The following is a 26,229-nucleotide window of genomic DNA, read 5'->3' as shown; positions in this document are numbered from 1 at the left end:
TTAGAACAACTAAATAGCAAATTTTTTGTCTAGTTATCGAACATATTTTCTCGCCTCAAAATAGAACACTTAATTAAGCAAATTGGTATAAAACTAAGCCCGGCTGGGCTTTTCTCACGACAAAGGAAATGAATATGAAACTCACATTAAACAAGAAGAAAATCAAGTCGCTGTCGCAAGGTAACACGTTGGCACCACAACAAACCCCTCAGGTCGGCGGCGGCGCGCTAACCGGGCTGCCTAACTGCCCAAAAACCAATTTCTGCAACTCAATTAACGCTTGCTGGACATTTAAAGACAATCGCCCGGATTGCGTTATCTGGGGCTAACTACAGCACTATAAAGCCGTAACGTTTGACGAAGATGTGGGTATCTCAAAGCACTTTTTTGCTCACAGACAACCGTCATAGCAAGTGATGGTGGAGGTTTTATTTTACCTCCAACTCACTTAATTAATTGATTTTAATAATTATACAATCTATCTAACTTCTCACAACCACACTATCAGAAGTATAATAAGACCTCACTCCTCGCCAGCTGATAGTGTCGCGACATACTTTGAGAGGAGATGATTATGAATTTACCAGTTAGTTTAATGTTACTCAGTACGACAGTGGCTCAGGTGCCAGGCACGCCTATAGAGCCAGCACTGGTTGCCATTCAAGATGAGACACAACAAATAGACTTACAAATGGGCAAATATGAAGTCACGGTTGCAGAATTTTCTCGCTTTGTGGCTGCCACTCAGTATCAGGTGCCCAAAAAGTGCATGCTGTTTACATCAACTCGCTGGCCAGACCCTGATTCTCCGGGTAACTGGGACGATCCGGAATTAGTTGCAAACCCTTATCGCCCTGTCGTTTGCATCGGCATGTCAGGCGCCCTCGCTTATGCTCAGTGGCTGGCTGAGCAAACGGGCAAACCCTACCGTCTGCCAACACAAAAAGAATGGCAATTTGCAGCATCAGCCGGGACAAAAAACCGCCTCCCGTTTGGCGAGGACAGGCAACAAACGCAGATCTGTAAATACGAAAATACCGAGGACCTGGCCAACCTGGCAGGAATGCAAATTGACCATCAGCACCGCTACAAGTCCAGTGCACGATGCAACGACGGCGCCGTGTACCATACTGTTATTGGGATGTATCGTCCCAACGCATTTGGCCTGCACGATATGCTGGGTAATGTAAAAGAGCTTCTGCAAAGTTGTCATAGCTGGGATCAGGAAAAACCCCAACAATGTGCACAGTATCATGTAGCCGGTGAAGGTTGGCACTGGCAGACTCGCGGGGTATTCAACCCAGATACCATAGCGGCAGATTTTTATGGCAGTATTGAAGGGTTTCGTCTGGTGTTGGATCAACCAGCCAGGAAAAAGGAAACACCATTTGATGGGCAGTTTGCCCAAGCAGTCGCTGATGCACAGCAACTTGCCAGACAAGCGCACCAACGACTTCAGCAGATCCCGCCAGCACCTACAGGCGTGCGCGCTTCGCGAGATAAAAACAACCGTGTCACTATCAGCTGGCAAGAAATTGAAGCGCAATCCGTTCAATATGCAGTATACCGCAGCTACTTAGATCCGCAGGGAGCGCTGAGCCGAAAGTTTCAGCGCATTGGCGACGACCTGAAAAGCGGCCAGTTTGTTGATCAGCTCCCAGGCGGTGGCCTGGCAAGTTACACTGTCGCTGCTTTAACTTCAGCAGGCCAGGGCCCCTTCAGTCAGCCAATAGCAACCGGGTCGCACCCAACATTTAAGGTTGGACAACGCATTGAAGCTGAGCATTATTTTACTCAGGATAACACCTATCTTCTTGCTCCAACGCAGTCGCGCGGGCAAAGCCTGGCATTTAGTGAAAATCCGCATCATTACCCCACAGGCGATAAGCCGTTACTGGTGCCATGGAGTAGCTATCGTTTCACCAACAGCGAGCCACAAAGCGCCGAATTACAGGTGAAACTGAGAGCGGATGACGCTGCCCGTATAGAGTTCTGGCAAGGGCACCATCTGGTTGCCCGAATAGAGAACACACCCTCTAACGCAATGCATATAGTTAAAGTACCTGCAACCCTGATTGCCTCCGACGCCCCATTGGAAATACGCGCGCTTGGCCAGCATTGGTTTGCGATAGACTGGCTACAATTCGTTCCACCATCAGCGCCTGCGCCATGACACTCATGCGCTTATTTTGAAGTTTACGCAGCGGGCTCAACGTCAAAGCGTTGCCAGCTCTCGCTGCGAGATTTGCTGGTGGCGCAGCCAGTCATCACCCGTATTGGCCCGCAGAAACGCCAGATAGTAGCGTTTTTGTTCAATGCTGCTGACAGGTGAACGGTAGAGTTGCAATGCAGCTTGCAGTGCACTTTGGCCATCAAAGTGCTGCTGTGCCAGTTTAAATGCTTCTTTGAGCACGGGTATGGCACGCTCAGGTTGACTCTGTGCCAAATGAATTTTAGCCCTAAGCAACAGTTGCCTGGGGGTGAGTTCCTTGGAGGGAAGCAAAGCATGCGCCTCATTAAAATCTTGCTGCTTCAGTGCATAGTCAACCAGTCGCACCAAAGCGTCATCCTGTACCCAGTAATTTCTGCCCGTACGTGGCAGCGCAATAAGCTGTTTTAAATAGGGCGTAGCATCTGTATCGCTGCCACTGAACAAGGCAAAAAGATACAAAACATGGGCCTGATTACTGTTGTCGAGCGCATGACCAACCAGCACGGACTGAGCCAGACTGAGGTGCTGATATTGTTTTTCTGTCTGACCCGTTTTACTGGCCAAAATAGAATACAAGATATGAAGCTCGAACCGCTGTAATGCTCGACCTTGCATTTTGGTCTGAGCAATTGCTTCTTCGAGCACGGCATTCACTTGCGCCCAGTTGCCCAGCTCCAGACTCAGCCAGGCCAAGGTCGTTACGTATGTATGTTGCAGCGCTGGCAGCTGAGTATCGGCCAGCACATCTCGCATCCGGTCCAGGCTTGATGTCGCCAGCGCATGCTGGCCACGCATTTTGAATATTTTGCCCTTGTGCCAGTGAGCGAGCGCAACATAAGGTTTGTATTGGTAATCAGTATATTCTGCTATCAGCCGGTCCAGGTAAGTTATCGCCAGATCGGGTTGCGCCTGATCGATATAGTGACGCCCCGCTTTCAGAATAACCTCAGGGTCATCCGGTGCGAGGCGACTTAATGTCAGGAGCGCGAGGTCGTCCTGCCCTGTCCATTTGTCTGCAAATACACCCAACTGTGCAAGCACGCTCAGGCGCTCAGCAAAGCGCATTGCCAGCTCCCCGGGCTTTGCCGAATAAACATAACCTTGCCAAACACGACCCGGCCGGGTCACACCATAATGTAAAAAGCTCCCCGTTGGCTGTGAGTAAACAGTGCCCCACAGCTGCCACTGTGTACTGCCCTCCTCTGCCTGTGACCATAAACGCTTAGGAGTTTCAAACATCTGCTCCTTGCTCATCTGCGTCACAGTGTGCTGTGCAAGAGACAGCTTAGACATGGAAATGGCCTCAGCGGCAATATTCGAAAAAGCATCATTCGGATTGGGTGATTGTTCGGTGGTCAGTATCGAGATTTCTGGCCCTGCGGCTCTTGTATCTACAGAGTTCACCTCAAACAGCACAACACAGGTTGCACCAAAGACCAGTAATGCCGCTGCCCACCAGCGCGAAACACCCTGTTTGTCTGAGCGTTTCGTTTGTAACGGTGTATCTGAAATGGGCCACTGCCATTGATACCCGAGACGGGCATAAGTCTGTATGGCACTGTCGCCAAGTAATGCTCTGAGCTGACTCATGGTCTGGAAAATAACCTGCTCCGATACCACAGTATCACCCCAGACTTCATCCAAAATTTGAGTTTTGCTGACTATTTCCTTGTGACGGGTGAGTAATAGGTGAAGCAGGCGGGATTGTCGGGGTTTTAGGGGCACACGATAGCCATTTTGATATAGTGCCATGTCAGGCAGATTGAAACGGTAATCGGCAAAGTAAATATCGGACATAGATCATTCAGTAAACTGATGGACGAGTTTAAGTCGATATCTTGCATTAAAACCGCCACCAATACAGTATCTCAATTGTAACAATTAATCTAAAGGTCGATTCAGGCCAAACATACTGTCTGGCCTGAATCCGTCCTCACTGTTACAAAAAGCTACCTAAGGAATAATCCATGAATTATTCCACGGATTACTCCATGGACTATTCCACGGATTATTCCTGATTTAAAGCAGCCACCACCTGCATAATGTCTTTCAGGTCTATCTCACCATCCTGATTGAGGTCAAAACGCGGGTCAAACTGAGTATCCCCTGTTGTGGCAGACCACCCGGTGACAATTGCGCTCACATCCGCGGCAGAGAGAATGCTATCGCCGCTAAAGTCAAACGGACTGACCTCTTTTAACACAAAGACCTGCTGTTCACTTATGACCGTTTTATCGTCACTCAGCATAATCTGCACGGATACCGATGTATCACCTGGTGCAGAAACGTCCCACAAGTAACGACCCTGAGAGAATGCAATGCCAGTGGCAATTTCGGTTGTTTGTTCCCCTACCTGATAGGCGATATCCACAGTCGCGGTGTCTGCAATATGCAATCCCGACCAATTTATACTGACTTGTTGATCAGAACTCACCGCGTTTTCAACATTTATCAACAATACCGGGGTGGCAACTCCCACCTGATTGATCTGCTGACTGGGCTCAGTTAAATTAATTGCCTCATCAGATACCTCAAAACGATAAGACGCATGACTATAACTGAGTTTGTATAGTCCTTTGGCGAGGTTCGCAAAGCTAAATACCCCCTTGGCATCGGTAAGCTGGCGTGCCACTTCTATCTGACTGAGTCCAACCCCGTTGGTTAGCACCACTTCAACACCCGCTATCCCCATGTCACTGGTATCTGCTACCTTGCCATGCAAGGTTGCCTGATGCGTATCTACGTAAATGCTGTTGGGTTCAGACGTTGAGTCATCCGCAATGGAATAAACACTGTAGTAATAGCGCGTATTAGAAGAAGCGCTGTCCACAAACTCAGCATCCAGCCCTGTATACACCCGTACTCCATCATTAATCGATGTCGGTAATCTGTCCACGGTTCTGGTGACCACCACTTCTTTAAGATTACTGCCAGGCGGGTTTTGCCAGCTTAAAGACACAACGCGCCCATTCACAATGGCCTTCAGGGCTGACACCTGCGCCACCACAAAGCTGTTTTCCTCGGCGTAAGTGGGTGCCTGCGCCACACCATTGATACTGATATTGGCATTGTCATTTTGCTGGCCAACGGTCAGCTGCACAGTAGCACTGTCTTCGTCACTCTGAGTCAGTACATCTTCATAGTTGAGTACCAAGACCTTGCCATTGGTTTGTGGAATGGTGACATACACCTCCACTTCCGGATACTGAGGGTATTTCTCTACCGCAATGGCGTAAGTATCGGTTAAGGGCAAGATAAACTCCGTAACCAGCTCCGAATTTTTCAGATAGGCCTGCGTGGGATCTGGCTCATCGAGGATCGGCGACAAAATCACGGTGCTTTGATTGCTCTCCCTGTTAACACCCACTAACTTACCACCGGCTATCAGCACAGTAATATGCTGTGGATGCTCCAGCTCAACCACAGTAGCCGGATCATCCCCATCAGCGTTTTGTACATCCGCAGCGCGCTCGCTGGCACCGGGCTGGCCATAGATCCGCAGCTGATCGGTCACGTCTGTATAAGCGCCAAACTGGGCATAACTCGATGCACTGTAGTAGTTAGTCAGTTTAAAATCACCATGCCGGTCATACCGTTCACTGTCGCTGGCGGGCGCTCCGGAGAATATGAAGTGCTTGAGCGTCAACGCATTATTAAATTCCATCATAGTGTATTGGCCGGGGAAGTTATTGTCATGGGTGATATACAAAGACACATCGTTGTACTGGATCAACCCGGCCGCCAGGATAGAGTGACCACCTCGCCCTTTCGGGCGGTTAATGGCAAAGCGTAGACTGGCAATTTTGTTGTCCATAAAATGCGGTGAGTAAAAGGCATTCATGGCTGAGATCCCCGGGAAAATTGTTCGCGGATGTGACCCTATCCAGGCGCTGCCTTTAAACGCAGACTGAGACAAGAAGTAATAGCCGATTTTAGACAGGCCATGAAAAGCATCCGCAGCATCCGACTTAACATCGTAACTGCCCACGGACTTCACATAAGGCTTAGGCGACTCGCTGTTGCGGTTGTCCCAGTGGTTTTGGAAAGTTGAAATGATCTGAGCACGCGTCAGTGTGGCGTCAATGTTCGCGCCCCAGGCAACCCCCTCACTGGCATTGTTGTAATTGGCAATCGCCGACGCGGCCATACCATGGCATACGCCCAAAAAGCGCCGGTCCAGTCTGTTGAGACCCTGGGTATAATCTTCGAGCCGGTAATAGCCGATCACATCGTAGGCTTTGCGCCGATTTGCCGGTGCCAGGAAGCTGGCAAAAGACCTCGCCACTTTGCGCATAAAGCCAAGATAAGATAGCTGATCGGGCGTACACCTATCGAACTTCCAGCATAAGAAAGAGGACAGGGAAACGTCTTTGACTTCGGTTAGCATAAAGCGGTTCCAGTCGCCGTTTTGAAACGAGAAGCCATCCGTTGCAACGTTAAACGCGGTGGTATAAACGTTCAGATTGTTGACGTCGTCAATGCTCTGACATTCCTCTCCTTTGCACACCGACACCTGCGCGCCACTGAGGTTATATGGTGCCTGAGTTAACGAAAAATCTATTCTGAATGTTTTTTTGTCCGCGCTAACGTCACAGTTCAAAGCGGTGACTTTCTGGCTACTATCTTCGGCATGGAACTGATAATTACATACATCCGTAAGCGCCGCGCCATTTAGCGCTTCCAAATCTTTAAAATAAATAGAAAACTGATTTGCCGTGAGCGCACCCGGTGAGAGGATCACCTTGTCGAGATTAAAGGTGTGATCAAACGCTGCTTCAACAAGGTTAAATGCTACATTATCAATAGCATAGCCAGCATCTTCCTGCGCGATGATTTCAATTCTAAATGACGCTATGTTTTCATCGCGAATCGCAAAGTGTTCAATCCCAAACTGTGAGTCCAGGACTTCTCTGATCAGCTGACCTTCTGGGTTAAACCACTGCAGCCGAGTTGAGCTTAAGTTATCAAAATATCCGGCATCCAGAGAAAAGCTATTGACCGTTGTCGGCTCGCCGGTTTGCGGGTCAACAAAGCGCCCTTCAATCGCGCCATTAAACCTGGGTGAGCCGGTTAATACCGGGGAGGTTGGATTGGCACTGTCTGATGTAATAAATGGCGCATCACCACCAAAGATAATACCTCTGTCAGCATATTGGTCGGTGATCGCAGTTTCAATTAGGAATTCACTGAAGGTAATAGGCGTCATACCCACAGCCGCAGCTTGTTGCACAGGCACAGGTCGTGCCAGTGATTTATCGTAGTTTGCGCCTGCGGTGGACCCTTCCTGAGCCACTGCAGGCACGCTCAGTAAACACAGCAGCGCTGATATCATTATCGTTTTCATCACTGCGCCCTCACTGTTCACTGACCGAAATGCTGCAACTCACTTGTTGCGCCAGCCGATTCATGCAAAGTGTTTTACTGCTGGAAACTGCCGGTGCTGCATCTGAGTCGGCGTTGACTTCAAACCTCAACACTTCTGCAGAGCCGCTAAATCCTGTGCTATTGCCATAGGTAAGCGCACCAAAGTGCAATGACTTTCCCTGCTCGGCGGATACAGGACCCAGGGCAACCAAAGTTCCGTCGGATACAATAAAGCTGTTGCTGGTCGACAGCGACCCTTCATTGGGAGCAAGGCTAAAGTTTAATTTTAATTCATATGCCGATATCGGCTGAGTCGATGTCAGTTCAACTTTATACCCTTTGGTAGCGGGCGCATCTGATTGGGGCGGATCTGCTGGTGGTGGATCAGATTGAGTTGGAGGAGTATTGGTAGTCGTTGCACTGGGAGAGTCCACTCCACAACCAGTCAGCGCAAACAACAGTGACGAGCAAAAAACCAGACCTAAGGTATTTCGCGCGGCACCAGACGCGATTGAGGTTTTCATTGTTGCAGCCTTATTTAAGTATGCAGACTGATACAGACAGTCATTTACCTGCCCGTATCACCGTGTTCTTCGGGTGCTGTGCTCACTTTTACTGCATACTGTTCTACCTGCGCAAGCCCAATAATCAAAGCGACCAATCGTCAGCACATAGAAGTACACACGCAAGTATAGACGAGAAAAAAAGGTACAAAGCGCAAATACAAAAAAGCCGCAACCAGTGCAAAACCAGTTGCGGCTTAACTGTACTCAGATGAGTACAGGCTTGGGTGTAATCAGGTGCTTCCCCTTTTATCAGGCAGCCTGCTCGGCCTCTGTTGATTGATGCCTGATCAAATAATCAAATGCGCCCAGACTGGCCGTTGCGCCACCGCCCATGGCAATAATAATTTGTTTATAGGGCTCGGTTGTCACGTCTCCGGCAGCAAATACGCCGGGTATACTGGTTGCGCCTTTGGCATCTATGGCAATTTCGCCAAATGGGGTTAATGCAATGCCGCTGCCTTCAAGCCATTCTGTGTTGGGGATCAAGCCTATCTGTACAAAGATCCCCGCAAGCTCAAGCTGGTGTTGCTGATTGCTTTGTCTGTCAATATAGGTCAGCCCCGTCACTTTATTACCATCGCCTAATACTTCGGTTGTTTGTGCATGTGTAATGATAGTCACATTGTTCAGGCTGTGTGCCTTGTTAATTAACACTTCATCGGCTTTCAGTGAGTCGGCAAACTCCAGTACGGTAACATGCTCAACCAGGTTCGCCAGGTCGATGGCCGCTTCAATACCCGAGTTGCCACCGCCAATGACAGCAACGGATTTCCCTTTAAATAAGGGACCATCGCAATGTGGGCAATAAGCAACGCCGCGTCCTTTGTACTCCTGCTCTCCAGGCACATTCATGGTGCGCCAGCGCGCGCCCGTTGCGATAACCAGAGATTTGGCTTTAAGGGTTGCGCCATTTTCCAGCGTCAGTTCAAGGTTATCGCCCTGAGTCAAAGCGCTTGCACGCTGGTTTTTCATCACGTCGACCTGATAGTCGTTAACGTGCTCTTCTAACTGGGCAACCAGCTTTGGCCCCTCGGTGGCTGAGACGGAAATAAAGTTCTCGATGCTCATGGTATCAGCAACCTGACCGCCAAAGCGCTCGGCCACAACGCCGGTATTAAGGCCTTTTCGCGCTGCATAAATGGCAGCCGCTGCGCCTGCCGGGCCACCACCCACAACCAGCACATCAAATTCAGATTTTTGCGCCAGTAACTCGGCCTGTTGCTCACTGAGCGTGCTGTCCAGCTTAGCAAGTACGTCACTCAAAGTGATTGCGCCCTGACTGAATAGTTCACCGTTAAGGTAAACACTGGGCACCGCTAACACATTGCGCTGCGCAACTTCATCCGGGAAAAGTGCGCCATCTATCATAGTGGTTTTCACTTTGGGATTGTGTGCGGCCATCAGATTAAGCGCCTGCACAACCTGCGGACACGTTTGACAGCTCAGTGAGATATATATTTCAAAATTCAGTTCATCTTGCAGTGAGCGGATCACATCCAGCTCCTGCTCAGATACTTTAGCAGCGTGTCCCCCGCTGTGCAGCAATGCCAATACCAGGCTGGTAAACTCATGCCCCATAGGTACGCCAGCAAACCCTATGCGGGTATCTCGCTTGGGTGAGTAGACCGTCATGCTGGGGGTGCGTTCACTGTTTTGTGCCTCGCCCAGGGTGATCAAGTCACTGAGCGACGCCAATTCCTCAGCCAGCGACGCCACCTCCGCTGACTTAGCGCTGTCGTCTAACGCCAGGAGCAGCTCAATGGGATCGGTCAGCGCCGCAAAGTGCTGTTGCAACTGACTTTTAATTTGCTTATCTAACATTCTGTACATCCTCGAAATTTACGCCAATAAACCGATTGATTCGACCCTCAGATGGGCGAGCTTGCAGAGAAAGTGACGGTTCGGGCCATGCAGGCCCGAACACAGTGCCTTATTACAATTTACCAACTAAGTCTAAAGACGGCGCCAGTGTTTCTTCACCTGGCTGCCATGAAGCCGGACATACTTCGCCATCGTGTGAAGCAATGTACTGAGCGGCCTGTACTTTACGGACTAATTCTTTTGCACTGCGGCCAATACCCAGGTCGTGGGTTTCAACCACTTTGATTTCACCTTCAGGGTTAATCACGAAAGTACCGCGCAGCGCCAGACCCTCTTCTTCAATCATCACACCGAAATTGCGGGTAATCTTACCTGTCGGGTCACCAATCATTGGGAATTGGATTTTCTTGATGGTTTCAGAAGCATCGTGCCAGGCTTTGTGCGTAAAGTGCGTGTCTGTAGACACTGAATACACCTCAACGCCCATTTCTTGCAGCTGTGCATAATGGTCAGCCAGGTCGCCAAGCTCAGTTGGACAAACAAAGGTGAAATCCGCCGGATAGAAAAAGACGATAGACCATTTACCAAGCAGGTCTTTTTCACTCACATCAACAAATTCACCCTGGTGGAAAGCAGTGGCGTTAAAAGGTTGGATTTTGGTGTTAATCAAAGAGGTAGTCATATTTTTCTCTCTCAGTTTTCAGGTTAAAAAGGGCGGGCCTGATTTTGTATCAGCCCTGTCGTCTGTGTGATTACTAAGTTAGGGGGGATTGGATTTTTATTAAAACAGATTGTTTGAATTACTGTAATCCAAAAAATTGATGAAACTTTGGCAAAGTTTATGCGTATATCAGATATAATTAAAACATCAGTCAGAACAAACTTTTAAGAGACCTGAATGCATTCTTATCTGAACCACATCATGCTGGCCTACATTGGCTTTATTCCTTTTTTATTGTGTGTCGCGCTCACTTTAATGGTAGGCAGCTCTTCAGCCGTGATTGACGCCTTTAGCTACTACAGCCTGGGTGTACTGGCATTTTTAACTGGCAGCCTGTGGCGTCCGGGAGAACAATCGCAGCAACGCGCCGTAGTTGCTATTTTGGTGATCATTCCTTTCCCTTTGCTGGCGTTGGCCTCACAGGTAATTTTATTAACCTACCTGGCTGTCGCTTACTGGCTGGTGTTAGTGTTTGAGCGCAGCGCAAAAACATGGCAAGAAACCCATAAGGACTATCAAAAAATGCGCTTTACCCTTACGTCTGTTGTCTTTGTAAGCCATTTATTTATGATTGCCCAGGCCGTCGAACTGGCCGGCTGAACACATATAAGCTACAGCCCGAGTAAAACCTGCTATAACTAAAGAGATTACGGAGGGTCACGTATGCGTCAAAAATTATTACTTGCTCTGATCTGGCTGGCAACGGCGTGCGCAATTATGATCCTGTTACAGAACCCGGCTCAATATGCGGGAACCATAGAAGAGTTTATCTGGCTGGCGGTAGCACTGCATGTACTTGTGCTCAGCCTGCCTCACTTAAAATATCAGTTACTTTTGTATGCCTGGATCACCTATTGCGTGGGGCTTATTTTAGACCTGTTTGATGACTTGATGGCCATTGAGTTTATACCCGTAAATACCTTTGATACTTCCTTAAAGCACCTTGGTTTTATGCTGGTGTGTTATGGCCTGCACACCATTATTCAGCAAAAGCGCGACACCATTGCAGCGCTTAACCATGAAATAGCACAGCGCCATAAACTAGAGCAAAAGCTTAAGTTCGATGCGACCCACGACGAGCTAACGGGGCTTGGAAATCGCCGCGCATGCTTTGAGCAGTTTGAGCCCTTATGTGCGTCCAGCGCCTATCTCTACTACTTTGATCTGGATAATTTTAAACAAGCCAATGATCGCTATGGCCACCATATCGGCGATCAGATACTGCAATCCGTAGCACAGGCGATGAGCAAACAGTTTAGCGCGAATGCGTGTTTTCGAATTGGCGGAGACGAGTTTGTGGCCTTTACGCAAGATGATAGCTTACAAGAGGAGGGGCTGCGCGCCGCATTGATGGAAGAAGTCTTTGAGTACGGAGTGGGCGTTAGCATTGGCAGAACAGAAGCCGACCCCAGTGTTGACCCGGATGTGCTGCTTCACCAGGCCGATTTGGGCATGTACGAAAACAAGGCCAATAAGGCGCTTCGCAAGTCCGTCAGATAGCAAAACTTGAGTGTCACTCGAACAATCACCTGATCACTTTTTAATCACGACAAACTCAGTGCTTTTTACTTATTTTTTATGTAGATCATTGTTTATTTACATAAATCTAGCACTTTAGTGGCTTCGCTGCTATGCTGCTGACAGTTTTGATAGTCGAGGGAACCTCAGTGTTAAAGAATTTTTTTGCCAATAACAGCCAGCAATCGGAAATACAGCAGTTAAAAGCCGAGTTGGCCGCTCAACGACAGGCTTACGAGCAACTGGAGGCAGAAAAGCACGCGATGCAGCGCGAGCTAGTTGAAGCACAACAACAATTAAACGACAACACAGACAATCAGCTACTGCAATGTGCCCTGTCCGGGTTGGGTCAAATTCACGAAGTGCGTGACGCGGTGCTGCGCAGCCTGCACCAGATAGAAGAAGAAAGCAGCTCCATTTCTCAGGTCAGTGCGTCGTTCGAAACCTCAGAATCTTCGCTCGAAAAGATCCTCTCAGGAATGTCGAGTCTGTCGACCAATATGGCCAGTATGACCGATAATATCTCGGGCCTGTCGCACATGGCCGACAACATCAATACCTTTGTGACGACGATTTCAAAGATCTCTGATCAGACCAACCTGCTGGCGCTGAACGCGGCCATTGAAGCAGCCCGTGCCGGTGAAGCAGGTCGAGGCTTTAGCGTGGTCGCTGATGAAGTACGCGCGTTGGCGAACAATACCAATGAGTCGGCAAACGAAGTGTCAGATCTGGTTAAAAAGATCATAGATACCACTCAGCTGACGGTTGATGGCGTGAATGTGATCCAAAACTCCAACAACGACTTGTCTTCAAGCATTGCTCATCTTAATGACGAGTACGGCAATATTGTTAGCTGCTGCGGCTCGATGAAAAAGACCATTGTCTCAGCCTCATTACAAACCTTTGTACAGACTGCCAAGCTAGATCATGTGGTTTGGAAAGGTGAAGTGTATGGTGTTATTGCCGGCAACAGCAATAAACCGATCACTGAATTTGCCGACCACACCAGTTGCCGTTTGGGTAAATGGCTCAGCGGCGAAGCGAGTAAAGGCCTTAATAAGTCGGGCATTATCAATCGTATTGATGGCCCGCACAAAGAGGTCCATCGCGCGGGTGTCGAAGCTATGACCTTGTTTGTCGCGGGTGAAAAGCAAAAAGCCATTGGCGAGCTGAATCGCATGGAGCAGGCCAGTCGCGATGTGCTGAGACTCCTGGATGAAATAACCCACTAAGCCACGCAGGGGAAGTCTGACTCAATCAGTTGGTTTATCCCCTACTGCGCTTCTGCTATCATCGCGCCTTTGTTATTTTCCCCGGGCAGTAATGTTATGTTGATAGAGCCTGACTGGCGCGTATTAACCGTCGGCGATGGTGATCTGAGCTTTTCTTTGTCACTGAGCAAACAGTTAAAACCTGGCCATTTATGTGCCAGTATCTACGACGATGAAGCCACGCTGAGAAGCAAGTACCAGCAACACGCGCTAGATGAGTTGCGTGCGCAGAATGTGCCTGTACTGACAGAATTTGATGTCAACAATCAGCGCAGCTGGGCGGCCCTGGAAGGTCGCCAGTTTGATGCTGTGATCTTCCAGTTTCCTTTGATCCCAGCGTTTACCAGCAAACAGGCATTTGATGCGCAAACTCTGTCGACCAATACGCTTAATCGGCGATTGTTACGCAACTTTGTTGATTTTAGCCATCGCTTTGCACTGGACTCCAGCGGCCCAATGCTGGCGCTGGTCACCTCGAAAGATGTGAAACCCTATTGTGAATGGAATCTGGAAGGATCTTTGTGTGATGGCCTGGACTACCAGTATCTGGGTCAATCTGATTTCAACATTAACGCGTTTGAAGGCTATCGGATCCGCAATGTCGACAGAGATAAGCACGTAAAAGACACCAGCGGTATTACCTACTACTGGTCGGCAAAACCACATGCACGTTTGCGCCAGTCGCTCAACCAGCCGCCCTATTTAACCCACAACCATTGTGCCATGTGTCGTGCAGGTCCATTTCTGAGCGAGCAAGACAAGCAGGCGCATTGGGGGTCAAAAAAACACGCCATGATGCACAAGCATGAACAAGACTGGCTCGCCTACCTGAAGCAACACTAAGCACAGCAACTTTGCTGACGAGCGGGCCTGTCTCCCATTTGAGCGAGTCTGGCCAGCTCCAGTGCGATACAGTCGGGCTCACCAAGCAAGGTTCGCTGCAACACCTGCTGCATCCAACCGGGCAACTGTGCATTTAAAGCGTAATATACCCACTGGCTTTGCTTACGCACGGTGAGTATGCCCGCTTTTCTGAGTTGTGCCAGATGTCTGGATACTTTTGGCTGACTGGGCTCGTCCAGCGCAACCATTAACTCACACACACAAAGCTCCTGCTCTTGTAAAATTAGCAGTAAAGTTTTCAGCCTCAGCTCATCACTCATGGCTTTGTAAAACGTCATGGGTGTGATGGGGTCGGCTTGTTCGAATTCAGCTAAAAGTGCACGCACTTTAGAGTTTAATTCGTACAAAGCCTTGCGGTACGGGTTAAACGGGTCAAGGGCTTGCTCTAACTCAATGTGCCACATGTGTGTGCTGGCGGCTTGCTCCGCGCTTTCCCAGTTGCCGATATGGATACGTATCTCACAGTGCTGCTCACTCACCTCACTGTGGCAACTACCTGTGTCGTGATCCAGGCCAAACTCTAACAGCGCCTGCACGGCCTGACGACTTGTTTGCTGGTTGGCGCTCAAACTATGACACACCTGGATGTTCGGAGTGTGATGCTTGAGTAATGAATCAACTAACCACACCAGATCTGAGTTTTCTGCACTCACATAGATACTTTTCACTGCACTGCTCTCCTATATACGAATTAGATTATATAACGAAAACCAGTTGCAGTTAATATCCAGACGCACTCAAACGACCAATAAGCAGGTTAATTTATTGCGCAGCTTGAAAGAAAATTAATACACAATGATAATTAAACTTAAATGAAAATCGCTTAATTTACCGCGATATCGAAAATTACGGAATAATGTATACAAAACTATTGAGCAGTGTCAGTTTGATAAGTAGACTTGCGGCCTTCATTTATGGCGAGACTTCTCGATGCATGTTTTAAACAAAAGCTTTCTGTATGCCATCGCGTGCTTGTTACTGGCAATGGTCACCATTCAGTCTGGCGCCTCGATTGCCAAACAGCTATTCCCTCATGTTGGCCCTGAGGGCACAACCGCTTACCGCTTAGGGTTTTCAGCGCTGATCTTATGCCTGGTGTTCCGCCCATGGCGACATTTACCCAAAAACTGGCGCCCGGTGATATTTTATGGCCTCAGCCTGGGTATTATGAATCTGACTTTTTATTATGCAATAGAGCGTATTCCGCTCGGTATTGGCGTGGCACTGGAGTTTACCGGGCCGCTTGCGGTGGCGTTATTTTCGTCCCGGCGTAAACGAGATTACCTCTGGGTCGCGCTGGCACTGGCCGGAATATTATTGCTGCTACCGCAAATGGGCGAAGTAGATGGCCTGGATCCCATTGGCGTGTTACTTGCGTTGACCGCCGGTGCCTGTTGGGCAGGCTATATCCTGTTTGGTAAAATAAGTGGTGGCCATGGCTCTGGTGGCGCAACAGTTGCGATTGGTATGAGTGTCGCTGCCTTTGCCGTAGTGCCTGTTGGCGTGGTATTGCAAGGTGCAGCACTGCTTGACTGGTCGTTAATCCCTTTGGGTATCGCCATTGGTTTATTATCCAGTGCACTGCCCTACAGCCTGGAAATGGTAGCGCTAAAGAAAATGCCCGCTCAGGGGTTTAGCATTATGATGAGCATGGAGCCGGCCATTGCAGCACTGGCCGGTTTGATGATATTAGGTGAGTTACTGAGCGCCTGGCAGTGGCTGGCGATCTTTATGGTGATCGCCGCATCACTGGGCAGTTCAATGTCTGCAAAGGAATAATTCATAGAATAATTCATAGAATAATTCATAGAATAATTCGTAGAGTAAATTCCTTTTACATCGGCCAGGGCGTGGCAGGCTCTGGCACTAATTCAAACCGCAGCGCTTCTGGCACCTGGTTAATCTCTTCGATCAGTGGCAATGGATCAAAGTGGCGTTGCAACCAGCTCTGCTGCTCCCACAACATATGCAGTACATCCTGGCGACTGGTGTACTGGTGCTCACTTTCGGGCAGTAGCACCAGGCGTGCCCGTTTACCCAAGTCATTTAATGCACTGAACAGACGCTCACTTTGCACGGCAAAAGTGCCCGGCTGACGATCCTGATAACCATGGATCAATAACACTGACGCAGACATATTCGCAGCAGCAGCCAGCGGTGAGCTCGTCAGATAAGCTTGCGGGTCTTGCCACAAAGTCCCAATACGCTGCTCAAACATAAACGGCGCCAGCGTGAAGTTATAGCTGCCACTACGTGCAATACCAGTGACAAACAAGTCCGTATTCGCTAACAAGTCAACCACCACAGTGGCGCCCGCACCGTGACCGCCAATGGCCACTTTACTGACATCCGCAATCCCCTGTTGTGCAAGCACTGCCACAGCGCCTTTGGCGATTGACTGCCATTGTGTTCTGAGCTGTGCAGGGGTGCCCTGCTCACCGGGTAAGGTAAAGCCATTTACTTCAAATACGGCATAGCCCTGTGCCAGATGTGGCAGGGGGCCAAGATGATCCAGCGGCACAAAGTAATGAGGAGAACGAAATGCCTGCGTGCTCTGTTCGGGTGATTTTACCCACATCAACACAGGTATACGGCCTAAGCTGGGGTCATAATTGACCGGCAGATACAGCGTACCTGACCTTTGTGTGCCATTACCGCTATCAAAGCTCAGCACTTCGCGAGACAACCCCCGCAAAGCCGGGTACGGATGTCTGAAATGCGTGATCTGCTCGACTGAACTGAAGGTCCGGTCATGCACAAAGTAGTTCGGCTGCTCCTGTTTAGACTGTCTGAGCGTAATGAAGCGCATGCCCTCATCGTCCAGCAGTGCAACAAACTGTTCAAAATACGGCGCTTGAGATTGCCATAGTCGGGTGCGGGTGTTCGTTCTGGCGTCAAACCGGTCCAGAAACGGCAGATCCTCGCCTTGCGCTCGTTCAGTACCGCGAATAAACAGATAGCGGCTGCCCACTACTTTTACAACCTGTGCACCGAGATCATTGCGAGTTGTCAGCCATTGCTCTGAGTTTGCATCCGACACTTTATACCGGGTTACTTCCAGCGGATTACGTTGCGGCGCCAGTGGATTGATCACCGAGGTGCGCCAGAAGCGCTCGTTCTCTGCCGTGGTCAGCAAAGCGATGTTTGAGTCGCCCCACTGCATCGCAACAAAAGGTTCCTGCAAGGCCATAAATAAGCGGGGCTCACGCTTAAAAGGAGATGCAATATGGTACAAACCATAGTCGCGCTCGCTATCACCTGCCTGTACCCAAACCACAGTGGCTCCTTTGTCTGCTCGCCACTGAAAGTGACTGCGCATTGGTGCAGCGCTGGGCTGTGAGATGGCAGCCAGTACGTTTTGTTCTTCCGTTTGGGGCGCAGGCAATGCTGGCTGCACCACCGGCCGGTATAACTCATACAGGGCAAATCCTGTCATGCCCCAGACCTGCCAAACACTGGGGTGCTCTGCCAGTGTTCTCTGAGTCGTTTGCGACTGCTGCGGCGCTTCGAGCATGGCCATTGCGACCAACAGGTTGGTGGCGTCCGGTGAGGGCGAAAAATGATGGAAATAAGCCGGTCCGCCAATGGCAGTAGGCCGCCCCTGCAACGGCACTTTGATCAACTGCCCCTGCGCATAATGAGCAAAGGCTTGCGTTGAAAGGGATTCAGCGGTTTGATTCACCAGGCTCAGTGCGCCATGAGATTGCGCCACCACCGGCCCAATCAAACGCGACTGTTGCGCAGCTTGTTGCTGCTCTCCGGTATGATTGACAGCACTGTTGATCACCAGCGCTGAGCTGTCGGGCAACCAATGATAAGGGACTTCACTGGTGACGCCGTTAAGCGGAAAACGCGACACTGCGCGCAGCTCGCGCTGCTTGATGTCGTACACCCATAAGCGGCCATCCTGCTCGTTAAGCAGAATAAATGCCAAATAGCGGCCATCGGCACTCCAGCGCGGGGCAAAGACTTTGCCCGGGGGCAAGTCGTTCACTGCAACCTCAGCGCCAGTTGCCACGTGTTTAAAACTCAGGCCCGAATAGGTTGTCAGGCCCAGGCGCATAAAGGTGGTAGGATTAAAGTGTAAATCGCCGTAACGCACACCCGACTCGCTCGCCTGCTCTGTCTTTTCATGCTTGGTCAGCAAAGCCATCCAGACATGCTGTTCATTGAGCAACACTTCGGGCATAGGCGCGACACCAACCAGTTGCGCAATTTCTTCTCTGGGCACCTGATAGCCATCTGATGCCAACGCAGCCTGCACCCACATACAACAAGCTAAAAAAAACAGCAAAGCCGGGCTCTTATTCACCACTTTTCTACCCTTGAATTCGTATCTTAACCTCTCATGATATAACGAAACCCCTTAAATGTGCACTAGTTTAATAGCAATCTACATAATTTTAGTCGCCAGCCCTGAGGCGAGAAAATTTCCCAGATAACTCGCCAGAACATTTGATATTTAGTTGTTCTGAATACAAGTTTTCTGGCACTTAGAGAAGCAAATTTGCGCCCTCAAACCGGTTATGTATTGGTGTTGATTGGGATTAAGGTGCAACCGGGCGCAAAGTTACGGTAAACTAAACGTTCGTCAACCGTTTGATCAGCTATTCAGGCCATTATGAACAACAATAAAAAGCCAGACAAAGTGACCATATTCGATGTCGCCAGAGAAGCGCAGGTGTCAAAATCCACCGTCTCTTTGGTGCTCACCCATTCTGACAAAGTCAGTGATAAAAGCCGGGAAAAGGTGCTCGCCGCCATCGACAAACTGGGGTATGTATATAACCGCGATGCCGCTGCACTGCGCAGTAAACGCTCCAATCTGGTCGCTTTGGTGATCAATGACCTGACTAACCCTTATTCAGCCCAACTGGCAGTGGGCCTTGAGAAACATATTTATGCGTTAGGCCTGGTGCCTATGCTGGTCAATACCAGTGAAGATCTGACTCGCCAGATGCAAGTCGTCAATACATTAAAAGAGTACAATGTTAGCGCCTTTGTGATGGTGCCCGCACCAGGCACCACCATGGAATGGGTCAACCAGCTGATTGACTCGGGCTTTCCGGTGATCAACATCATGCGGGAAATTCCCTACAGCAATGCGCCCTGTATTTTGCCAGATAACCAAAAAGGCACCCACCTGGCCACGCTGCATTTGCTCGACCAGGGGTTAGAGCGACTGGCATTTTTGGGAGGGACACCCGATATCTCGGATTACCACGAGCGCCTGGGCGGCTTTCGCAGTGCGCTGGCGCTACGCAAGATGACTCAGCCTATGCCGGAAATTGCGGCGCAAACTAATCGCCAGGGTGGCCGCGAGGCATTTAGTACCTTGTATGCCCAGGCACCAGATACTCAGGCCGTGGTCTGCTTTAGTGATGTCATCGCCTATGGGGTGATGGAAGCGATGCGCGAACATGCTCTGGTACCGGGCAAAGACATTAAAGTGGTCGGATTCGATGACCTGGCCGACTCCAGATTAATGAAACCAGCCTTGTCTTCTGTGCGCATCGACGCCGATGATATAGGCAAACGCACCTGTCAGGCACTGGCAGAAATTATCAATAAATCGCAACCTGCGGTACGCACCCTGGTAGATGTATCGCTGCAACTCAGAGAATCTTCCGTTTAAATGACACAAGTTTTAGTAATTGGTTATGTCTGGCCGGAGCCGAATTCCTCGGCCGCCGGCAGTCATATGATGTCCTTACTGCGCTTTTTCCGCGCTCAGAACTGGCAGGTTGAATTTGCCAGCCCGGCCCAGCAAACCGATCATATGGCCGATTTAAGCCAGGAGCAGATCACCTGCACACCCATCACGCTCAATTGCAGCAGCTTTGATGACTATATCACTCGGCTCAAGCCCGATATCGTGATGTATGACCGCTTTATGATGGAAGAGCAATTTGGCTGGCGGGTGGATAAGTTTGCGCCCGACGCGCTCAAGATCCTCGATACAGAAGATTTGCAATGCCTGCGTAATGCACGCCATGACGCGCACAGAGCGCAGCAAGCTTTTGCACTGGATAACTTACTGGACAGTGACTTAGCCAAACGTGAAATCGCCGCAATTCTGCGCTGCGACCTGTCGCTGATTATTTCTGACTATGAACATCAGTTACTGACGTCTCAGTTTGGCGTGTCTGAAGATTTGCTGCATCACTTGCCATTTATGGTGGACCTGGACGCACTCAATGACGAGTTACCTGACTATCCCGCCCGTCAGCACTTTATGACCATAGGTAACTTTCGCCACGCCCCCAACTGGGATGCGGTACTTTATTTGCAACAGATCTGGCCGATGATCCGCAAGCAACTACCGGATGCGCAACTGCATATTTATGGCTCTTACCCGCCACCCAAAGCAACCGCGCTGCATAACCCCAAAACGGGCTTTTTAATCAAAGGCTGGGCAAAAGATGCACTGAGCGTGATGGCACAAAGTCGAGTGTGTCTGGCACCGCTGCGTTTTGGTGCCGGGATTAAAGGCAAGCTGCTCGAGGCCATGATCACACAAACCCCGTGTGTAACCACGCAGATAGGTGCCGAAGGCATGCACGGCGATTTACCCTGGCATGGCGCGATAAGCGACTGCCCACACACCTTTGCGGCTGAAGCCGTGGCTTTATATCAGGGTGAAGCGCGCTATCAGCAGGCCCAGCAAAACGGGCAGGCGTTGCTCCAGGCTCGTTATGACAAGCGCGCCCTGGAGATTCAACTAAAACAAAAGATTAGCGAGATAGTGAATAATTTAACTGCGCACAGGCGCGCCAACTTCACCGGCAGCATGTTGCGACACCACACACTTCGCAGTACCCAATATATGTCACAATGGATTGAAGCAAAAAATGCAAATAAAATGCGTTGAATTTGCGTGAAAAGTGGTTAGAATTCGCGGCAATTTAGGTTATTGCCTAAACTGAGTGTGGAGGCGAAACAAGCTGTTAGCTTCCACACTGCAAAGTTGCTGTCGATTTTTACTTATAATTAGGTTACACGCCGTTGAATTCAGCCACCTTTACACAAAAACGCAAGTTTATTGTTAAATTAGGCAAAATGCTTCATCAATACGGAACCCCGGCTTATCGCCTGGAAGCCCACCTGATGGAAGTTGCCACCCACCTGGGCCTTAAGTCGTCCTTTGTTATGTCTCCGACGTCGGTCACTTTTGTGATCTGGACAGAAGGCCATGAGGATGAATACACCCATGTTGCCCGCGTAGAGCCCGGCGATCACAACCTGGGCTGCCTTGCCGATACCGATGATGTGGTAAATCGCATGCTGGCAGGTGAACTCAGCATAGAGCAGGCTGATCAAAACCTGGATGCCATCACCCAGGCCAAAGACCCTTATGGCCGTTTACTAACGGGTATCGCATTTGCGGTGTCGGGTGGCGCGTTTGCCATGTTGATGGGAACCAGCTGGAATGATGTGCTGTGGTCTGCGGTATTGTCTATTCTGGTCTTTATCTTTGTGCTGTGGTCAACGCGCTCCAAGCGGGTCACCCATATGCTGGAGCCGGTGGTGGCCATCGTTTCTGCGCTGGCAGCCTGTGCGATTTCGTCGTATTTAGATCCTATGGTCAATATCCGCCTGGTGGTGTTGTCGGCCATCATTGTTTTTATACCCGGACTGGCATTGGCACTGGGATTTGCAGAGCTCTCTGCACGCCATCTGGTGTCGGGCACAGCGCGGGTGATGGATGCCATTATGTTGCTGTTTAAGCTGTATTTTGGTGCTTTTTTGGGGATCAGCATTGGCTTTTTCCTCTTTGGACAGAGCGATTATGTACAACCCGATCCGCTCCCCAAATGGACGGCCTGGATGGCAATTTTGCTGCTCTGTAGCAGCCTGATTGTGATTTTCCGCACTAAGCTCAAACACGCCAGCTGGTCAATTGCATCGGGCTTTATTGCCTATGCCGCCAGTATCGGCTCTGCGGTCTATCTGGATTACTCGCTGGGCACCTTTGTCGGGGCATTTGCCGTCGGCGTGTTTAGTAACGTGTTTAACAGGACCGTTAACGCGCCGGCTTCGATTGTCGCCATGCAGGGCTTGATTGTGCTGGTACCTGGGTCAAAAACTTACATTGGTCTGAATTCACTAATAGAAGGCCAGAGTTTTGTTGCTGCCGATCACATTGGCCAGCAAACCTTTTTGATCTTTATGTCGTTAATTGCCGGTCTTATCTTTGCCAATGTGGCGCTGCCACCGAAGAAAAGCCTGTGATATAAATAAGGCAACCTACGCTTGTTGCGGGGTTGCCTGTCCGGCTTTTTTAACTTTGAGATCTGAAAGTACCGGCATGACACTTCGCCGGCGAAAAACTCCAACTAATCACACTTGGCATCAAATCTAATTTGGGCCAAAATGGAAGTTCTTGTTCAGGTGTAAAGGAGCGCGCCATGACCGATAATACAGAACAAAAACTCGCCGTTTACCGCCTGGCACTGGAGTACATTAAAGTATTTCTCTGGCCGGCAATTCTTATTCTTGCCTTTGTCATATATGGCGATAAGCTATTTAAAATCATAGAGCAAAGAGAGGTTGATGCGTTTGGTCTGAAGCTAGGTAAACAGATTGAAGATATTAGCCACAACTATGAGGCGCAAATAGCCCAGCTCAAAGAAGATATCGAGGCCAGTCAGGCGCCAGAACAACTGCTAAAGAAAGTAGACGGCATCAAAGCAAATCTCGATAAGCAGTTATCCGTGGTAAAACAACACGCACTTCAGACTGAGCAAGTGTTAATACCTGACAGAAAAGCGCTGGTCGATCAGTATGAACGAGCAGGCTTTGAAGCCCTCCTTGCTCGCGATGTCTCGCAGGCTATTTCACAATTTACTGCCGCAGAAGCATTGTGGCCGGATTACCATAACGTCTCCGAAATAAAGCATCTGCTCATTAAGCAGCAAAGTGTGTTAACCAATCAGCAAAGCAAAGCCTGGCAAGATCTGTTCAAAACCATTTTAGTTAAGCACTCGTGGGGAATGCCAGATGATATCAGAGCGCAATTCAATCGGGTTTCAACACATTAGGCTCGTCAGAGCCAGCGACGAGTTGTACTCAGAAAGTCCCGATAGGCCTGTCCGTAGGTTTTGAGTAAAAAGCGCTCTTCCGGTTTGATCTGAAAGCGAGTCATATAAGCGATAAAACTCAGTACAGCGAGCGCACCTGCCGGTGATCCCAGATACCAGTTTTGTGCAATCAGTAAGCACAAAAATCCGACATACATAGGGTTGCGGGTAAAGTGATAGACGCCGCCAGTCACCAACGTTGATGCTTTATCAATATGCACCGGATCAACACTGGTATTATGACGACGAAACGCCCAAACTCCCGCCAGGGCAACGACAATACCAATCGCGCTCAGCACCACTGCCCCGCCAACTTTGAGCGACTCAGCAACAATGACGTACCCAGCTACCTGAGCCAGGCCCCAGCTCAAGAGCATATGCAGTAACAAAACAACCAGCGGGGGTATTTTGGTATCCAAAAGGTGTGGCTGTGATTCTGACATAGTGACTCCTGTACATTAAAATGTGTCATTTAATTGATATGCCGCAATTATTTATCCCATAAAGCTGACGGTTAATCGCAAACACTGGTTTTCAGCCTATGCTAACGTAAAATGTTGCTCACTAGCACTACACCTTGCGGTCTAGTTTATAAAAAAGTGTAATCCAGAGAACATTTATGAAACTAATAAAAACCTCGCTCGCGCTTGCCATTGGCCTTGCCAGTGCCAGCACCTTTGCCGCATCGGCAAAAGACACAATCACAGTTGAAGATATTCCTACTATTCAACGCGTTATTCAAACAGCAGTAAGCCCGGATGGCGAATCGGTTGCATTTCGTCGCTCCGTACCCCGTGAGCTGTATGTAGACAGTAACGGTAAAAACTACAGCGAACTGTATGTAGTTGATGACGAAGGTAATGAAGTGCCTTTCATCACAGGTAAAATCAACGTAGGTAAGATTGAATGGTCAGCAGATGGCAAGTTCATATACTTCACCGCCAAGAAAAAAGAAGACAAATTCACGTCACTTTACCGCATCGCAGTCGATGGTGGTGAAGCGCAAAAAGTACTGTCGCTGAAAGGCACCTCTATCAGCAAGTATCGCCTGAGCCCGAACGGTAAGCAGGTGGCTATCCTGGCTATGCCAGCCAAGGATGCAAGCGAAAAAGAGCTTAAAAAGCTTGGCTTTATGGCAGAAGTGTATGAGCTGGGCCTGAAAAACAAGCAGCTACATTTGGTCGACCTGGCACAAACCAACAAACCGCTGACGCCTGCCGTGGTGCCTGTTGAAGGTTATGTGAGCGACGTCAACTGGTCTGACGATGCCAGCAAGTTATTAGTAAAAACGCAGCCAACAGCGCTGATTGATGATCAGTATATGAAGTCTCAGTGGCATGTGATGGATGTGGCAACGCAGAAAATCACCACCTCGTTTAAAACCGAAGGTAAGCTGGGTGAGGCGGAATTCTCACACGATGGTAAATACATTGCCATTTTAGGTGCCGAAGACAAACACGACCCGGCTAAGGGCCGTTTATATCTGGCCAATGCCAAAACCGGTAAAGTGGAAGAGTGGATCCCGAACTTTATGGGTCACTTCAAAGACTTTGAGTGGTCAAACCGTAAAAACGTACTGAACTTTATTGCCGATGTGGGCGTTGAGACTTTCATTGGTCAGGTTAAAGTAGGCTCAAGTAAATACAAAAAGCTGGTTAAAGAAGGCAAGTTTATTGCGCACAGCCTGTCAGTTTCTGATTCTGACAAAACCATTGGCGTACGAGCAGAGAGCCCGAAATACCCAAGCGAAGTGTTTATGGTGCGCTCTAAAAAGCCCACCCGTTTAACCGATTCAAACCCCTGGTTGAACGACAAGCGTCTGGCGAAGCAAGAAGCGATTAACTTCAAAGCCCGTGACGGCGTTGAGATTGGTGGTGTACTTATCTACCCACTGGATTATCAGGAAGGCAAACGTTACCCTCTGATCATGGCGGTACACGGTGGTCCTGAAAGCCATGACAGAAACGGCTGGCTGACCAGCTACTCAGATCCAGGTCAGATGGGTGCAGCGCGTGGCTATGCGGTGTTCTACCCGAACTACCGTGGTTCAACGGGCAAAGGTGTGGACTACTCTAAACTGGGCCAGGGCGACTATGCCGGCAAAGAGTTTGACGACCTGGTCGACATGAAAGAGTACCTGGTTAACATGGGCCTGGTTGACACCAAACGCGTTGGTATCACAGGTGGCTCTTACGGTGGTTACGCTTCAGCCTGGGGCGCAACTAAACTGACCGAGCACTTTGCAGCCAGTGTGATGTTTGTAGGTGTAACCAACCAGCTGTCTAAGTTTGGTACGACCGATATTTCAAACGAAATGTTCCTGGTACATGCCCGCTCTTACCCATGGCAGAAATGGCAGTGGTATCTTGAGCGCAGCCCAATTTACTGGGCTGGCCAGTCGAAAACCCCACTGTTGATCATGCACGGTAAAGACGATCCGCGCGTTCACCCGGCCCAGTCTATGGAACTGTACCGCTACATGAAGGTACAAGACAAAGACGTACGTCTGGTTTACTACCCGGGCGAAGGCCATGGTAACCGCAAAGTTGCTGCGCAGTACGACTACAGCCTGCGCTTAATGCGCTGGATGGATAACTACCTGATCCACGGCAACAAAGACATGCCAGCGTATGAAATTGACCATGCTGCCAAATTAAAAGCAGTGAAAGAGCAGAATAAATAAACTGCTGTTTTTATGGTATAAAAAGACAAAAGGCTTGCCAGATTGGCAAGCCTTTTTTGTGGTAGTATTTGGTAGTGTTCAATTTTCTGT

General features: G+C 49.4%; 20 protein-coding genes. 12 read left to right on the top strand and 8 right to left on the bottom strand.

The genetic code is table 11. From position 1 onward, the window contains the following. Positions 1-134 precede the first annotated feature (134 nt). Both TW77_RS16390 and TW77_RS24400 read left to right on the top strand, forming a co-directional pair. Positions 135-329: a hypothetical protein gene (locus TW77_RS16390; RefSeq protein ID WP_046006057.1), complete on the top strand. Its 195-nt coding sequence runs from the start codon at positions 135-137 to the stop codon at positions 327-329. Positions 330-574: 245 nt separating this feature from the next. Next, on the top strand, positions 575-2,173 hold the full coding sequence (locus tag TW77_RS24400; protein ID WP_052713233.1) for a formylglycine-generating enzyme family protein: 1,599 nt from the start codon (positions 575-577) through the stop codon (positions 2,171-2,173). Positions 2,174-2,215: 42 nt separating this feature from the next. Here the strand turns inward: TW77_RS24400 and TW77_RS24395 are convergent, their stop codons facing one another. The 5 genes from TW77_RS24395 to ahpC form a co-directional block, all read right to left on the bottom strand. Continuing rightward, the gene (locus TW77_RS24395) at positions 2,216-4,009 is read right to left on the bottom strand and encodes a winged helix-turn-helix domain-containing protein (protein ID WP_052713232.1); all 1,794 of its coding nucleotides are present in this window, start codon (positions 4,007-4,009) and stop codon (positions 2,216-2,218) included. Between the two features lie 211 nt (positions 4,010-4,220). After that, on the bottom strand, positions 4,221-7,556 hold the full coding sequence (locus tag TW77_RS16375) for a carboxypeptidase-like regulatory domain-containing protein (protein WP_046006056.1): 3,336 nt from the start codon (positions 7,554-7,556) through the stop codon (positions 4,221-4,223). 10 nt (positions 7,557-7,566) lie between these two features. Further along, positions 7,567-8,100 (bottom strand): hypothetical protein, encoded by a 534-nt coding sequence (locus tag TW77_RS16370; protein WP_046006055.1) that lies wholly within the window; start codon positions 8,098-8,100, stop codon positions 7,567-7,569. Between the two features lie 291 nt (positions 8,101-8,391). Continuing rightward, positions 8,392-9,963, bottom strand: coding sequence for an alkyl hydroperoxide reductase subunit F (ahpF, locus tag TW77_RS16365; protein WP_046006054.1), 1,572 nt, complete (start codon positions 9,961-9,963; stop codon positions 8,392-8,394). A 112-nt stretch (positions 9,964-10,075) separates the two neighbouring features. Continuing rightward, on the bottom strand, positions 10,076-10,645 hold the full coding sequence (ahpC, locus tag TW77_RS16360; RefSeq protein ID WP_046006053.1) for an alkyl hydroperoxide reductase subunit C: 570 nt from the start codon (positions 10,643-10,645) through the stop codon (positions 10,076-10,078). A 216-nt stretch (positions 10,646-10,861) separates the two neighbouring features. Here ahpC and TW77_RS16355 point away from each other — a divergent pair, with 216 nt between their 5' ends. The 4 genes from TW77_RS16355 to TW77_RS16340 all read left to right on the top strand — a co-directional run bounded on the left by TW77_RS16355 (position 10,862) and on the right by TW77_RS16340 (position 14,316). After that, on the top strand, positions 10,862-11,284 hold the full coding sequence (locus TW77_RS16355) for a DUF3429 family protein (protein ID WP_046006052.1): 423 nt from the start codon (positions 10,862-10,864) through the stop codon (positions 11,282-11,284). Positions 11,285-11,347: 63 nt separating this feature from the next. After that, positions 11,348-12,184 carry a GGDEF domain-containing protein gene (locus TW77_RS16350; RefSeq protein ID WP_052713231.1) on the top strand — a complete coding sequence of 279 codons (837 nt, stop codon included), beginning with the start codon at positions 11,348-11,350 and terminating at the stop codon, positions 12,182-12,184. A gap of 167 nt (positions 12,185-12,351) precedes the next feature. Next, positions 12,352-13,434, top strand: coding sequence for a methyl-accepting chemotaxis protein (locus tag TW77_RS25970; RefSeq protein ID WP_046006051.1), 1,083 nt, complete (start codon positions 12,352-12,354; stop codon positions 13,432-13,434). 96 nt (positions 13,435-13,530) lie between these two features. Continuing rightward, a complete protein-coding gene (locus TW77_RS16340; RefSeq protein ID WP_046006050.1) occupies positions 13,531-14,316 on the top strand; it encodes a class I SAM-dependent methyltransferase in 786 nt (261 codons plus the stop codon). Here TW77_RS16340 and TW77_RS25795 read toward each other — a convergent pair. After that, entirely contained in the window at positions 14,313-15,044 is a 732-nt protein-coding gene (locus tag TW77_RS25795; protein WP_240479510.1) for a metalloregulator ArsR/SmtB family transcription factor, read from the bottom strand. The genes TW77_RS16340 and TW77_RS25795 overlap by 4 nt on opposite strands. Before the next feature lie 262 nt (positions 15,045-15,306). On the opposite strand from TW77_RS25795, the gene TW77_RS16330 reads away from it, so the two are divergent. After that, positions 15,307-16,155 (top strand): EamA family transporter, encoded by an 849-nt coding sequence (locus TW77_RS16330; RefSeq protein WP_046006049.1) that lies wholly within the window; start codon positions 15,307-15,309, stop codon positions 16,153-16,155. Between the two features lie 55 nt (positions 16,156-16,210). Here the strand turns inward: TW77_RS16330 and TW77_RS16325 are convergent, their stop codons facing one another. Next, positions 16,211-18,646, bottom strand: a complete 2,436-nt coding sequence (locus tag TW77_RS16325; protein WP_046006048.1) for a S9 family peptidase — start codon at positions 18,644-18,646, stop codon at positions 16,211-16,213. Positions 18,647-18,997: 351 nt separating this feature from the next. Here TW77_RS16325 and TW77_RS16320 point away from each other — a divergent pair, with 351 nt between their 5' ends. The 4 genes from TW77_RS16320 to TW77_RS16305 all read left to right on the top strand — a co-directional run bounded on the left by TW77_RS16320 (position 18,998) and on the right by TW77_RS16305 (position 23,417). After that, positions 18,998-20,011 carry a LacI family DNA-binding transcriptional regulator gene (locus tag TW77_RS16320; RefSeq protein WP_046006047.1) on the top strand — a complete coding sequence of 338 codons (1,014 nt, stop codon included), beginning with the start codon at positions 18,998-19,000 and terminating at the stop codon, positions 20,009-20,011. Continuing rightward, the gene (locus TW77_RS16315) at positions 20,012-21,247 is read left to right on the top strand and encodes a glycosyltransferase (protein ID WP_046006046.1); all 1,236 of its coding nucleotides are present in this window, start codon (positions 20,012-20,014) and stop codon (positions 21,245-21,247) included. It abuts the gene before it with no gap. Between the two features lie 134 nt (positions 21,248-21,381). Continuing rightward, on the top strand, positions 21,382-22,608 hold the full coding sequence (locus tag TW77_RS16310) for a threonine/serine ThrE exporter family protein (RefSeq protein ID WP_082078952.1): 1,227 nt from the start codon (positions 21,382-21,384) through the stop codon (positions 22,606-22,608). Between the two features lie 176 nt (positions 22,609-22,784). Next, a complete protein-coding gene (locus tag TW77_RS16305; protein WP_046006045.1) occupies positions 22,785-23,417 on the top strand; it encodes a hypothetical protein in 633 nt (210 codons plus the stop codon). Positions 23,418-23,422: 5 nt separating this feature from the next. Here TW77_RS16305 and TW77_RS16300 read toward each other — a convergent pair whose 3' ends face one another. Next, the gene (locus tag TW77_RS16300) at positions 23,423-23,899 is read right to left on the bottom strand and encodes a methyltransferase family protein (RefSeq protein WP_046006044.1); all 477 of its coding nucleotides are present in this window, start codon (positions 23,897-23,899) and stop codon (positions 23,423-23,425) included. 176 nt (positions 23,900-24,075) lie between these two features. Here TW77_RS16300 and TW77_RS16295 point away from each other — a divergent pair, with 176 nt between their 5' ends. Further along, on the top strand, positions 24,076-26,139 hold the full coding sequence (locus TW77_RS16295) for a S9 family peptidase (protein WP_046006043.1): 2,064 nt from the start codon (positions 24,076-24,078) through the stop codon (positions 26,137-26,139). Positions 26,140-26,229: the final 90 nt, after the last annotated feature.

It is taken from the genome of Pseudoalteromonas rubra (assembly GCF_000967655.1).
Classification (GTDB): Bacteria; Pseudomonadota; Gammaproteobacteria; order Enterobacterales; family Alteromonadaceae; genus Pseudoalteromonas; species Pseudoalteromonas rubra_A.
This window is presented reverse-complemented; position numbering and strand designations above follow the sequence as displayed.